Source organism: Escherichia sp. E4736 (genome assembly GCF_005781225.1).
Taxonomy (GTDB): domain Bacteria; phylum Pseudomonadota; class Gammaproteobacteria; order Enterobacterales; family Enterobacteriaceae; genus Escherichia.
In genome coordinates this window covers 424,783-437,257 of record NZ_VATT01000014.1, presented here as the reverse complement: position 1 = coordinate 437,257, position 12,475 = coordinate 424,783, and the positions used below count along the sequence as shown (strand labels likewise).

Genomic DNA, 12,475 nt, shown 5'->3' with positions numbered 1-12,475 from the left:
GAGATAGCGGGTCAAGATCATCATAAACTCACCGTCTCTTTGTGTATATGGAATGCCATCAAATGCGTTACAAGTTGAAAAAACAACATTTTATCTTTCGTCAGTACCTACATCCGGTTTCTGGGATATAGGCGAACGTGTTATCAATAGCGCACCTGCTTCAGGACAACCAAAGGCATGGACATGTAATATTGCAGGTGGTCCCGGGGTTTACAGCTTCCTTTCTGAGGGGAATTATTAATAAAAAAGAGAGGGAAATATCCCTCTCTTACATTAAATTACTTTATATCTGTTTCAATTGGTTTGTTGTACACCAAGAATGTTGTATTCTTATATGATAGGATTTCATCGGCTTTTCCTAATTGCTTCTGAGCACCATCAATACATATTTGAACGTTTGGACATGTATCACCACCGGTTTGTCCCTGAGTTATGGCAATAAATTGTCTGTTTGGTTTACCGCTTATGAATTCCTTTGTATGCCATGAAGACAGTGTTTGTATTCTTGCAGGCTGAAAATACACAACACCAGTTTCAGGGTTAAAGAAAACAGGTGTTATATGTATTTGGTCTTTTGATAACCAATTCACTGTCATATTCATAGAATACCAAAAACTACCATAACCATAACTTAGATTATTGTTGGAAAGGAAAGTCATATATTCATAAACTGGGTTTTTATTTTCTTCGTATTTTAATGGTGAGTTACAATACCCATAAACAGAAACACAAATAGTTATGAAAAGTGGTATTAAGAAAGCTTTATAAAATCTTATGGCTACAGAGGTTAACAAGAAAACAACGGGGGCAACATTTACATAAAAACGTTGATGCGGAAATTGATCTCCAATTATAGATGAAGAGTAAATTCCAAGAACTGAAAGGACGCAGCAAATAGAAAAGATACGTAATTCTTTACCTCTATTAAAACAAACTAAAGCAGCAGCTATGAACACGGCTACCCATATGAAAACAATAAAATATGACATAGATGCTGATGGGTTTACCCACAATGGCATCATTTTTGCTGTTAATACTATTGCATACTGTGCATTAGATATCATCTGTTCAAATGTTGTTATTTTGAACTCGCCAGTCGGTAGATCAAAAAGGTGTTGAACTAGATTCAAATAAGATGTTAAAAATGCAAGCAATAGAAAAATAAAGTATTTGTAACTTTTTCTATTGATGAATGAATTGTAAGCCTCAGATATCAATATAGGTAGTGTAAAAGATGGTAATATCCAAGGGTCAGAAGCTCCAGAAAGTACTAATAGTATAAAAATGGAAGCGGCAGGAATTATTTTCTTGCTTGAGAGAGTTATTATGTATATTGCTAATACAACAAATCCGAATGCATTTGTTGAATTATGAGAAAAAGGATGCGAATAATAATTGCTATATAGATCTGGAGATATTAGTGTTATTGATATTAATGCTGCAAAAGCAGCAGTTTTACCAGATAAGATATCTGCGATCTTTGATGAACATAGGCAAATTGCAATTATGAAAATCGCACTGGAAAGCATTAAAGGCACAAAGCCATTTTCATTAAAAATGAAAAATAAAAGAAAATTTATAGGGTATACGGTAAAATACCAGTTATCAAATGTTGGCTTCCAGTTATTGAAAGCATTAAACCCATGTGCCAAAAACTCTTTCCACATTATAGGGCTATTTGCTGAATCAGGATCTGTGATCCATGTATAGCTAAATCTAGATGTAAGGAATATGGTTACCAAGCATGAAATTATGCATGTAAAATAAAATAATTTATTTATCGTTTCTTTTGAAAACATTAGTTATTACCTTTTTTTATAATGTAACGAGGTCTTTTTTTGGACTCTAAATAAATCCTTCCTATATATTCCCCTAGCACTCCGATTCCAATAAGTTGAACCCCCCCAAGGAAGAGTATTGATACAAGTAGAGAAGGATAACCTGGAACATTGTTTCCGTAGATTAGTTTGTCAAGAATCATTAATGCCCCATAAATAAAAGCAACTCCTGCAACTAATAGGCCAATGTATGTCCATACTCGCAAAGGGAATGTAGAAAAACTTGTAATCCCCTCGAGTGCAAGATTCCATAGTTTCCATCCATTAAACTTTGAGTTACCCGCTATACGTTCAGCGCGAGTGTATTCGACGACATCGGTTCTTCCACCAACCCAACTAAGTACCCCCTTCATAAAAAGATTTCTTTCTTGAAGCAACTTGATGTTATCTACTACTTCACGGGACATCAGGCGAAAGTCACCAACATTTTCTTCTATCTTAGGGGTGCTGATTTTGTTGTGCAGTTTATAAAACCACTCGGCAGTCTTACGTTTTAATCGACCATCTGTTGACCGATCTGTACGCTTCGCTAGCACCATATCTGCACCGGCCTGCCATTTCTCAATAAGATGAGGGATAACCTCAATAGGGTCCTGCAGGTCTACATCAATAGGGATAACGGCTTCACCTGTTGCATGGTCCAATCCTGCAAACAGAGCTGGCTCTTTACCAAAGTTTCGAGTGAATGATAGTGCCATTACCAACGGATCAGATGTGGCCAATGCATTGATAATAGATTCCGTAGCATCTTTGCTTCCATCATTGATGAATACGATTTCGATGTCATATTTCTTCAATGCGTCGAATTCACGAACTGTTTTATAGAAAATAGGTATCGCGTCTTCTTCATTGAAAACAGGAACGACCAGAGATATCTTCATTTCGCAACTCTAAAGACAATGAACTTGGAATAGATGAATCCGCTTACCAGACTGATAGCGGAGAAGGTAATAAGAGTGACGAGAGGAGGAAGGGCACATTTGTCAGCAGCCCAGCCAACAATTGCACTCAATGCTCCCATGAATGCAACATAAAGCACGTAGCGTGTCGTTGTCGTAGAGGCTTTGAACGTGAATCTGGCGTTTGCAAAGAAACTGAAACTCACGGCCAAAACGAACCCTGCGAAGTTTGCCAGTGCCTGACTTGTCTCGGCACCGTAGATACACGCCGCAAACACAACCCAGTGTATGATGGTGTTAAGTACACCTATCGATGTGTATTTCGCGAAAAGCTTAAACATCTTTATATTCAGTGAATTGAGAAAAGTCCAAAGTGTACCATCCAATTCCTAAAGGATCGATAAATAATCCTATTCCTAGATTGAGTTGAGAGATACAGAGTGTCTGCATCACTTTGCAAGGTTGTACATGTTGCGAAATCAGTAAAGGCGGATCACTCCACCTTTTCATCAAGCCAATCCGCCCACCACTGCATCATTTCTCTGCGCTTATCGAGATACTGAGCATGGTTATAAATTCCACGCACAGATCCGCCGTTGGCATGTGCCAGTTGCACTTCAATAGCGTCAGCAGGCCATTCGTGCTCGTTCATAATAGTGCTGAATTCATGCCTGAATCCGTGACCGCTTTCCAGACCTTCATAGCCGATTTGCTTGATCACAAGCAGTACCGCGTTCTCGCAGATTGGCTTCTTCTTATCGTTGCGCCCGGCAAAAACAAACTCTGATACTGGTTTGGTGATTGAGCTTAGCGTAGTGAGAAGTTCAACCACCTGGTCTGACATCGGTACCACATGAATTTTGCGTCCCTTCATCACACTGGCGTCGATGGTGATAATCCTGTTTTCAAAATCGACGTTCTTCCATAGCATGGAACGAAGCTCTTTTGTTCTTAGGGCTGTGTAGCGTAAAACTTTGGTCGCAATGAGCGATACGATACTTCCTGAAAATGTTGCAAGTGCTTTGTTGAATGCCGGGATCTGGTCGGCAGGTAAAAACGGGAAGTTCTTCTTGCGGTATCCCTTCATTGCGTCAGCAAGGTCAGGTGCCGGGTTATATTTAGCCCTACCAGTGACAATAGCGTAACGGAAAACCTCGCCGCATCTTCTGCGGGCTTTGTTGGCTCGCTCCATTGCACCGCGATCTTCAAATCTGCGGATTACTTCCAGCAGTTGCATCGGCTCAATATCCTGAATTTCAAGGCCGCCGATGATAGGTAAAATGTCGTCATCAAACATTTTTGCAAGTTCAGTCGCATACCCTACTGACCAGACTTGCTTCTTGTGCTCGTACCATTCCTTGTAAATCGCACTAAAGGAATTGTTGTTAGACGAAGCCTTTTTCGCTTTTACCGGATCGATGCCAACCGAGATGTCTTTCCTCGCAGTCCATGCTTTATCCCTTGCTTCCTGCAAAGTCATAAGCGGATATTTTCCGACAGTCAGGATTTTCTCCTTACCGTCAATTTTGTAGCGAAGCTGCCATACCTTTTTCCCGGATACAGGGACATAAAGGTACAGGCCATTACCATCGAGAAGGCGGTATGGTTTTTCTTTCGGCTTTGCTGCTTCAATCTGCTTAACGGTGAGCATGGGTAAAAATCCGGTGGGTAAAATTATTTTATCCACTTTTTACCCGTCATGGAGTGCGGCTGTCAACGATCTGACGCGAACCATTACGAACTGTGAATCTACGGAAGGCTTGATATTCAGGGGATTTTGCGGACTGGTACGGATGGGAGCGAACTGATAAATGGTGTCCCCTGCAGGAATCGAACCTGCAATTAGCCCTTAGGAGGGGCTCGTTATATCCATTTAACTAAGAGGACAGCGCGGCATGAGTATACCCGCTAATGGACTGCGGGGTAAGTACACTGCCGCTCGATTGCTTAAACGCTCGCCACTCATGCCGGATTTTTATCATTTTTCTTAATGTTTTCCGCACGTTCTGCTTTCTGACGTGCTTCTTCTTTTCGCTTATTGCTCATGTCGTTGCGAATTTGCGCATGACTCATCAACGCGAAGATAAAGGTGCCGCCACAGATGTTTCCCGCCAGAGTGGGAAGCGCAAATGGCCAGACAAAATCGCTCCAGTGTAGTGTGCCGTTAAATACCAGATAGAGGATCTCTACGGAACCGACAACGATATGAGTGGTGTCTCCCAGGGCGATAAGCCATGTCATCAAAATAATCACTACTATTTTTGCCGCACCCGCCGCCGGAAACATCCATACCATAGTAGCTATTAGCCAGCCGGAAATGATCGCATTGGCAAACATCTCGCTGGGCGAGTTCTTCATCACATCCATGCCGATTTTGACAAACGCATCACGGGTTTCTTCATCAAAGATAGGCATATACTCAAAAGCCCACGCCGCAATACCCGTTCCCAGAATATTACCTAACAGAACAACGCCCCAAAGTCGTAGTAATAAACCGACATTGCCCATTGTCGGTTTTTGCATTACGGGTAGTACCGCTGTCACGGTGTTCTCAGTAAATAATTGCTGGCGCGCCATAATAACGATAATAAAACCAAAGGTATAACCGAGATTCTCCAGCAAGAAACTCCCTGGCACGCCTTCCAGTTCGACATGAAATATCCCTTTTGCCAGTAGCGATGCACCCATCGACAGACCTGCTGCAATAGCTGACCACAGTAGCGCCATTGCGTCGCGTTCCAGCTCTTTTTCGCCGTCCTGACGAATATGTTCGTGGATAGCCATTGCCCGGGAAGGGAGCCGATCTTCATCTATTTCAATTTTTTTTCCGCGCTCTTTTTCTTCACTCTCGACTTCAATTTCGTCGCTGTGTTTATCAATTTTATCGTTATCCATGGTGAGTTCTCTTGATTAGCACGTATGGCTAAAGCGTAGCGGCTTTTTTGCTCGCAACTGGCGGGAGTTACTCTGAAAATGAATAAAAGGCAACGTTTGCCTTTTTCTGTTTCTATAGAATCAAGTAGCCTACAGGGCGGTGATTACCAGGCTATGATCAAATCAGCAAAACAGGGCGTATGGACATCATTTGACGTGCTGTTACAATCGCCCACACCTAAACAGGCGGATACGGTATCGTTCCGTCATGGATGGCAAACTGCATAAGCCATAAAAAAAACAGGGAGACATTTATGAAACTTCGCCTGTCGGCGCTTGCTCTGGGAACTACGCTTCTGGTGGGGTGTGCGAGTTCCGGAACAGATCAGCAAGGGCGTTCTGACCCGTTAGAAGGGTTCAACCGCACCATGTACAATTTTAACTTCAATGTGTTAGACCCGTATGTGGTTCGACCGGTGGCTGTCGTGTGGCGTGATTATGTTCCGCAACCGGCACGTAATGGGTTAAGCAACTTTACTGGCAACCTTGAAGAACCTGCAGTGATGGTTAACTACTTCCTGCAGGGCGACCCTTATCAGGGGATGGTCCACTTTACCCGCTTTTTCCTGAACACTATTTTGGGGATGGGTGGTTTTATTGATGTTGCTGGGATGGCGAATCCGAAACTGCAACGAACGGAACCTCACCGTTTTGGTAGCACGCTCGGTCACTATGGCGTGGGGTATGGGCCTTATGTTCAGTTACCGTTCTACGGTAGCTTCACGCTGCGTGATGACGGCGGTGATATGGCTGATGGCCTCTATCCAGTGCTTTCGTGGTTGACCTGGCCGATGTCGGTAGGAAAATGGACACTGGAAGGTATCGAAACGCGTGCGCAACTGCTGGATTCTGATGGCCTGCTTCGTCAGTCGTCCGATCCTTACGTCATGGTGCGCGAGGCGTACTTCCAGCGTCATGATTTCATCGCCAATGGCGGAGAACTCAAACCGCAGGAAAACCCGAATGCGCAAGCGATTCAGGATGATTTAAAAGATATCGATTCTGAATAAGAAGCCAATAAAAAAGGTGAGTTGGAAAACTCACCTTTTTCTTATTAAGCTAGCGTGTTATTAGAACGCGTAGTTAAAGTTAGTACCGAACAGCCAGGCTTTACCTTCAGACTCGAACTGATACGGGCCTTCGTTGATCTTCACGCTCTGACCGTGCATATAAGAGACACCAACATCGACAGATGCATCTTTATTAAATGCATATGTCGTACCTGCGCTCAGCCAGAAACGGTCCTGATCCGGAATGGAAATCGAACGGTTCTGTGCCGGAACGGGGCTGTCATCGAAGGCGATACCGGTACGGAAGGTCCAGTTATCATCGTAGTAATAAGTGGTACCCAGTGCGATGCGGTAAGCATCTTTAAAGCCTTCATGCTTCTGGAACAGCGTATCACCACTGGTGGACGTAGCTTTCAACTCCTGGAATTGACTCCAGCTGGTGTAAGCCAGACTATAGTGAATCGCCCACTGCGGCGCGACACGGTTATAACCAGACACCTCCCACATTTCAGGCAGATTTAGCGTCAGATAACCTGACTGCGTAGCTCCGCCCGTAGCCGTTGGCAGACCGAAATTGTAGTTGTTAATAGCAATTGGCAGATCGCTACTGTAGTTACCTTTGAAGTCAATTTTAACTTCAGAACGGTAGGTCAACGCGTAGCGATTATTTTTATCCAGTTCATACAGGATGCCGGCATTCCAGCCAAAGCCCCATTTGTTACCATTCAGATGGGCAATTTTCTCATCGCTTGGGATACTATTAGCCATGCCCGCCAGTTGCTGTCCTTGTAGAGTCGCCCCGGCGGGAGATTGCATAATCTGACCTGCAACCAGCTGCCCCAGATCGCCTGCGAAGCGTTCAATTTTCGCACGGGCATAGACGGCATTCAGACCGAGACCAAAACTCCATGCGTTATTTAAGCGATAGGCGCCGCTTAAGTTCATGTTGATGGTCTCGAGGTCGGTTGTACCACCGACAGAACCGCCTGCATAAGTATCGTTAAACTCTGTCGCCAGGCCATAGTTAGAGGTAATGGAAGCTCCCCAACCAAATTGATCGTTAATTGGCGCAACAAAGTGAGCGTTCGGAACCCATGCCGTAGGCGCGATATTATCCGCGTCCAGGCTACGACCAGACGGAGACGTTCCGCTGATATTTACATCCGGATCAATATAAACCGCGCCCGCTGAAAAAGTTGGGCGGTCAAACATGGTAATCAACGCGGGGTTACGGCTGACGTTACCGGCATCATCGGCAATTGCGCCTTCCCCTGAATAAGCCCGGCCCAGGCCTGAGGAAGAAAATTCGTTTAACTGAAAGCCTGCCGACCAGGCCTGGGTGGAGATAAGTGCCACTGCGACTGCGATAGCAGACTTTGTAAACAGGGTTTTCTGGCTCATGACCATAACCTCAATAATTTATTTTTATACAAACTATGTTACGTGCTGTAACAGGAGCGCGAAGTGTAGGGTCTGATGTACATCTTAGAAATCAGACCAGTGGCGAGAGTATAGGTCGGACCAGATTGAATGTTGCAAGTATGTTTCTATATTTTTTCAAATATGATCTAAAAAACGCGATCCAGCTGGCAAAATTTGGAGGTAGTGCACTCATAGATTTGGGTGAATTTTGTTTTAGATCATTTTTAAGTGTGATTTCGGTCACTTATCCGATTTTGCAGAATTAACAACTGGAGTGGCACTTTTCAGAAGCGTAAAATATCCGCAACGTTTATCTGGCACCTTAGGTGCACATACAGAGGAAATCAACGATGAGTAAATGTAGTGCTGATGAAACCCCGGTTTGCTGCTGTATGGATGTTGGCACCATTATGGACAACTCCGACTGCACCGCGTCTTACAGCCGTGTGTTTGCAAACCGCGCAGAAGCAGAACAAACGCTGGCGGCGCTGACTGAAAAAGCCCGTAGCGTGGAATCCGAACCATGCAAAATCACCCCGACTTTCACTGAAGAGTCTGACGGTGTGCGCCTGGATATCGATTTCACTTTTGCCTGCGAAGCTGAAATGCTGATCTTCCAGCTGGGTCTGCGTTAATTCCTCTCGGGTACGTACGCCCCTGCCAGCAACAGGCAGGGGCGTTTTCTTTTCTTTCTCCTGTCTTCACTGTGTCATAGCTCCCACTTTCCCTTTTCTCCGCTTGGCTAAATGTAAAAAAATGGTTAAGACTATGATCAGGTCAGACCACTTTATATCTTATTTTTACAGGGGAGTGTTATGGGTCAGGTTTTACCGCTGATTACCCGTCAGGGCGATCGTATCGCCATCGTTAGCGGGTTACGTACGCCTTTTGCCCGCCAGACGACGGCTTTTCATGGCATTCCTGCTGTTGATTTGGGGAAGATGGTCGTAGGCGAATTGCTGGCACGCAGCGAAATTCCCGCAGAAGTGATTGAGCAACTGGTCTTCGGTCAGGTTGTGCAAATGCCGGAAGCGCCCAACATTGCGCGTGAAATTGTTCTCGGCACTGGAATGAATGTGCATACCGATGCTTACAGCGTCAGCCGCGCTTGCGCTACCAGTTTCCAGGCGGTTGCAAACGTCGCAGAAAGCCTGATGGCGGGAACTATTCGAGCGGGGATTGCCGGTGGGGCAGATTCCTCTTCCGTATTGCCAATTGGCGTCAGTAAAAAACTGGCGCGCGTGCTGGTTGATGTCAACAAAGCACGAACCATGAGCCAGCGCCTGAAACTTTTTTCTCGCTTACGTTTGCGTGACTTAATGCCGGTGCCTCCGGCAGTGGCGGAATACTCCACTGGATTACGGATGGGCGACACCGCCGAACAAATGGCGAAAACATACGGCATTACCCGTGAACAGCAAGATGCGTTGGCCCACCGTTCGCATCAACGTGCCGCCCAGGCGTGGTCAGAAGGTAAATTAAAAGAAGAAGTCATGACCGCTTATATCCCGCCTTATAAACAGCCTCTTGCGGAAGATAATAATATTCGCGGCAATTCCACGCTTGCCGACTACGCAAAGCTGCGCCCGGCGTTTGATCGCAAACACGGGACGGTAACGGCGGCAAACAGTACGCCGCTGACCGATGGCGCGGCCGCGGTGATCCTGATGACTGAATCCCGGGCGAAAGAATTAGGGCTGGTGCCGCTGGGATATCTGCGCAGCTACGCATTTACCGCTATAGATGTCTGGCAGGACATGCTGCTCGGTCCGGCCTGGTCAACACCGCTGGCGCTGGAACGTGCTGGCTTGACAATGGCCGATCTGACGTTGATTGATATGCACGAAGCGTTTGCCGCCCAGACGCTGGCCAATATTCAGTTGCTTGGCAGCGAACGTTTTGCTCGCGACGTACTGGGGCGTGCACATGCCACTGGCGAAGTGGACGATAGCAAATTTAACGTGCTTGGCGGCTCGATTGCTTATGGTCATCCCTTTGCGGCTACCGGCGCACGGATGATTACCCAGACCTTACATGAGCTGCGGCGTCGCGGCGGTGGGTTTGGTTTGGTGACTGCCTGTGCCGCAGGTGGGCTTGGCGCGGCAATGGTTGTGGAGGCGGAATAATGGAAATGGCATCAGCGTTTACCCTCAATGTCCGTCTGGACAACATTGCCGTTATCACCATTGATGTTCCCGGCGAGAAAATGAATACCCTGAAGGCGGAATTTGCCTCGCAGGTGCGCGCCATTATTAAGCAACTCCGTGAAAACAAAGAGTTGCGCGGCGTGGTGTTTGTCTCCGCTAAACCAGATAACTTCATCGCTGGCGCAGACATCAACATGATCGGCAACTGCAAAACGGCGCAAGAAGCGGAAGCATTGGCGCGGCAGGGCCAACAGTTGATGGCGGAAATTCATGCTCTGCCTGTTCCGGTTATTGCCGCTATTCACGGCGCTTGCCTGGGGGGCGGGCTGGAGCTGGCGCTGGCATGTCATGGCCGTGTCTGTACTGACGATCCTAAAACTGTGCTCGGTTTGCCGGAGGTTCAGCTTGGATTATTGCCAGGTTCAGGCGGAACTCAGCGTTTGCCACGCCTGACAGGTGTCAGCACAGCATTAGAGATGATCCTCACCGGAAAACAACTTCGGGCGAAACAGGCATTAAAGTTGGGGCTGGTGGATGACGTCGTTCCGCACTCCATTTTGCTGGAAGCCGCTGTTGAGCTGGCAAAGCAGGATCGTCCATCTTCCCGCCCTCTACCTGTACGCGAGCGTATTCTGGCGGGGCCGTTAGGTCGTGCATTGTTGTTCAAAATGGTAGGCAAGAAAACAGAGCAAAAAACTCAGGGTAACTATCCAGCGACAAAACGCATTCTTGACGTTATTGAAACCGGTTTAGCGCAGGGGACCAGCAGTGGCTATGACGCCGAAGCTCGGGCGTTTGGTGAACTGGCGATGACGCCGCAATCGCAGGCGCTGCGCAATATCTTTTTTGCCAGTACTGAAGTGAAGAAAGATCCCGGCAGTGATGCTCCTCTTGCGCCATTAAACAGCGTGGGGATTTTAGGCGGCGGGTTGATGGGCGGTGGAATTGCCTACGTTACTGCCTGTAAAGCGGGTCTGCCGGTAAGAATTAAAGATATCAATGCCCAGGGCATAAATCATGCGCTGAAATACAGTTGGGATCAGCTGGAGGGTAAAGTGCGCCGTCGTCATCTCAAAGCCAGCGAACGCGACAAGCAACTGGCTTTAATTTCGGGGACGACGGATTACCGTGGCTTTGCCCATCGAGATCTGATTATTGAAGCGGTGTTTGAAAATCTCGAATTAAAACAGCAGATGGTGGCAGAAGTTGAGCAAAACTGCGCTTCTCATACCATTTTTGCATCGAACACGTCCTCTTTACCGATTAGCGATATCGCCGCGCACGCCACGCGACCAGAGCAAGTTATCGGCCTGCATTTCTTCAGCCCGGTGGAAAAAATGCCGCTGGTGGAAATCATTCCTCATGCGGGGACATCGGCGAAAACCATCACCACCACGGTAAAACTGGCGAAAAAACAGGGCAAAACGCCGATTGTGGTAAAGGATAAAGCTGGGTTTTATGTCAATCGCATCCTGGCGCCGTATATTAATGAAGCTATCCGCATGTTGACCGAAGGCGAACGTGTTGAGCATATTGATGCCGCGCTGGTGAAATTTGGTTTTCCGGTGGGGCCAATCCAACTTTTGGATGAGGTAGGAATTGATACCGGGACTAAAATTATTCCTGTACTGGAAGCAACTTATGGAGAACGTTTTAGCGCGCCTGCAAATGTTGTTTCTTCAATTTTGAATGATGATCGCAAAGGCAGAAAAAATGGCCGAGGTTTCTATCTTTATGGCCAAAAAGGGCGTAAAAGCAAAAAACAGGTCGATCCCGCCATTTACCCGCTAATTGGTGTACAAGGGCAGGGGCGACTCTCCGCACCGCAGGTTGCTGAACGGTGTGTGATGTTGATGCTGAATGAAGCAGTACGTTGTCTGGACGAGCAGGTTATCCGAAGTGTGCGTGACGGGGATATTGGCGCGGTATTTGGAATAGGCTTCCCACCGTTTCTTGGTGGCCCGTTCCGATATATCGATGCTCTCGGCGCGGGGGAAGTCGTTGCAACAATGCAACGACTGGCCACGCAGTATGGTTCTCGTTTTACCCCTTGCGAGCGTTTATTAGAGATGAGCGAGCGCGGGGAAAGTTTTTGGAAAACAAGTGCAACTGACCCTCAATAAAAGGGTCAAAGCTATATGAATCCGCGCTGAATGGCGGAGTGTTGGTCAAAATGTAAACGCATATTGACTATACTTGCGCCATTGAGGTAAAAAACAGCGTTT

The 12,475-nt window shown here is 46.6% G+C and carries 11 protein-coding genes and 1 tRNA gene; 5 read left to right on the top strand and 7 right to left on the bottom strand.

The features are described 5' to 3' along the window. Positions 1-278: 278 nt before the first annotated feature. The 6 genes from FEK46_RS11255 to FEK46_RS11230 all read right to left on the bottom strand — a co-directional run bounded on the left by FEK46_RS11255 (position 279) and on the right by FEK46_RS11230 (position 5,632). Positions 279-1,799: a hypothetical protein gene (locus FEK46_RS11255; RefSeq protein ID WP_130236965.1), complete on the bottom strand. Its 1,521-nt coding sequence runs from the start codon at positions 1,797-1,799 to the stop codon at positions 279-281. Continuing rightward, positions 1,799-2,719: a glycosyltransferase family 2 protein gene (locus FEK46_RS11250; protein WP_130236964.1), complete on the bottom strand. Its 921-nt coding sequence runs from the start codon at positions 2,717-2,719 to the stop codon at positions 1,799-1,801. Before FEK46_RS11250 ends, FEK46_RS11255 begins: the two co-directional genes overlap by 1 nt. Continuing rightward, the gene (locus FEK46_RS11245) at positions 2,716-3,078 is read right to left on the bottom strand and encodes a GtrA family protein (protein ID WP_130236963.1); all 363 of its coding nucleotides are present in this window, start codon (positions 3,076-3,078) and stop codon (positions 2,716-2,718) included. The genes FEK46_RS11250 and FEK46_RS11245 overlap by 4 nt, the downstream gene beginning before the upstream one ends. 152 nt (positions 3,079-3,230) lie before the next feature. Continuing rightward, the gene (gene intS / locus FEK46_RS11240; RefSeq protein ID WP_000958671.1) at positions 3,231-4,388 is read right to left on the bottom strand and encodes a prophage integrase IntS; all 1,158 of its coding nucleotides are present in this window, start codon (positions 4,386-4,388) and stop codon (positions 3,231-3,233) included. A gap of 161 nt (positions 4,389-4,549) precedes the next feature. Further along, a tRNA-Arg gene (locus FEK46_RS11235) sits at positions 4,550-4,624 on the bottom strand. Positions 4,625-4,699: 75 nt separating this feature from the next. Beyond that, on the bottom strand, positions 4,700-5,632 hold the full coding sequence (locus FEK46_RS11230) for a formate/nitrite transporter family protein (protein WP_130207308.1): 933 nt from the start codon (positions 5,630-5,632) through the stop codon (positions 4,700-4,702). Between the two features lie 78 nt (positions 5,633-5,710). Between FEK46_RS11230 and FEK46_RS11225 the strand changes: the two genes are divergently transcribed. Together FEK46_RS11225 and mlaA are read left to right on the top strand one after the other, a co-directional pair. Then, entirely contained in the window at positions 5,711-5,899 is a 189-nt protein-coding gene (locus FEK46_RS11225; protein ID WP_130207306.1) for a hypothetical protein, read from the top strand. A gap of 26 nt (positions 5,900-5,925) precedes the next feature. Beyond that, positions 5,926-6,681: a phospholipid-binding lipoprotein MlaA gene (mlaA, locus tag FEK46_RS11220; protein WP_130207304.1), complete on the top strand. Its 756-nt coding sequence runs from the start codon at positions 5,926-5,928 to the stop codon at positions 6,679-6,681. A 60-nt stretch (positions 6,682-6,741) separates the two neighbouring features. On the opposite strand, the gene fadL is transcribed toward mlaA, so the two are convergent. Then, the gene (gene fadL, locus FEK46_RS11215; RefSeq protein ID WP_130207302.1) at positions 6,742-8,082 is read right to left on the bottom strand and encodes a long-chain fatty acid transporter FadL; all 1,341 of its coding nucleotides are present in this window, start codon (positions 8,080-8,082) and stop codon (positions 6,742-6,744) included. Positions 8,083-8,453: 371 nt separating this feature from the next. Here fadL and FEK46_RS11210 point away from each other — a divergent pair, with 371 nt between their 5' ends. The 3 genes from FEK46_RS11210 (at position 8,454) to fadJ (ending at position 12,373) form a co-directional block, all read left to right on the top strand. Continuing rightward, complete coding sequence (locus FEK46_RS11210; protein WP_001296261.1) at positions 8,454-8,738, top strand: YfcZ/YiiS family protein; 285 nt, start codon at positions 8,454-8,456, stop codon at positions 8,736-8,738. Positions 8,739-8,918: 180 nt separating this feature from the next. Next, on the top strand, positions 8,919-10,229 hold the full coding sequence (fadI, locus tag FEK46_RS11205; protein WP_138194682.1) for an acetyl-CoA C-acyltransferase FadI: 1,311 nt from the start codon (positions 8,919-8,921) through the stop codon (positions 10,227-10,229). Beyond that, a complete protein-coding gene (fadJ, locus tag FEK46_RS11200) occupies positions 10,229-12,373 on the top strand; it encodes a fatty acid oxidation complex subunit alpha FadJ (RefSeq protein WP_135559334.1) in 2,145 nt (714 codons plus the stop codon). The genes fadI and fadJ overlap by 1 nt, the downstream gene beginning before the upstream one ends. Positions 12,374-12,475: the final 102 nt, after the last annotated feature.

What these genes read in the sequence shown, in the direction of transcription:
- FEK46_RS11230 (WP_130207308.1), bottom strand. Translation starts at nt 5,632, where the DNA reads ATGGATAACGATAAAATTGATAAACACAGCGACGAAATTGAAGTCGAG.
- FEK46_RS11255 (WP_130236965.1), bottom strand. Translation starts at nt 1,799, where the DNA reads ATGTTTTCAAAAGAAACGATAAATAAATTATTTTATTTTACATGCATA.
- fadI (WP_138194682.1), top strand. Translation starts at nt 8,919, where the DNA reads ATGGGTCAGGTTTTACCGCTGATTACCCGTCAGGGCGATCGTATCGCC.
- mlaA (WP_130207304.1), top strand. Translation starts at nt 5,926, where the DNA reads ATGAAACTTCGCCTGTCGGCGCTTGCTCTGGGAACTACGCTTCTGGTG.
- FEK46_RS11210 (WP_001296261.1), top strand. Translation starts at nt 8,454, where the DNA reads ATGAGTAAATGTAGTGCTGATGAAACCCCGGTTTGCTGCTGTATGGAT.
- intS (WP_000958671.1), bottom strand. Translation starts at nt 4,388, where the DNA reads ATGCTCACCGTTAAGCAGATTGAAGCAGCAAAGCCGAAAGAAAAACCA.
- FEK46_RS11250 (WP_130236964.1), bottom strand. Translation starts at nt 2,719, where the DNA reads ATGAAGATATCTCTGGTCGTTCCTGTTTTCAATGAAGAAGACGCGATA.
- fadL (WP_130207302.1), bottom strand. Translation starts at nt 8,082, where the DNA reads ATGAGCCAGAAAACCCTGTTTACAAAGTCTGCTATCGCAGTCGCAGTG.
- FEK46_RS11225 (WP_130207306.1), top strand. Translation starts at nt 5,711, where the DNA reads ATGAATAAAAGGCAACGTTTGCCTTTTTCTGTTTCTATAGAATCAAGT.
- FEK46_RS11245 (WP_130236963.1), bottom strand. Translation starts at nt 3,078, where the DNA reads ATGTTTAAGCTTTTCGCGAAATACACATCGATAGGTGTACTTAACACC.
- fadJ (WP_135559334.1), top strand. Translation starts at nt 10,229, where the DNA reads ATGGAAATGGCATCAGCGTTTACCCTCAATGTCCGTCTGGACAACATT.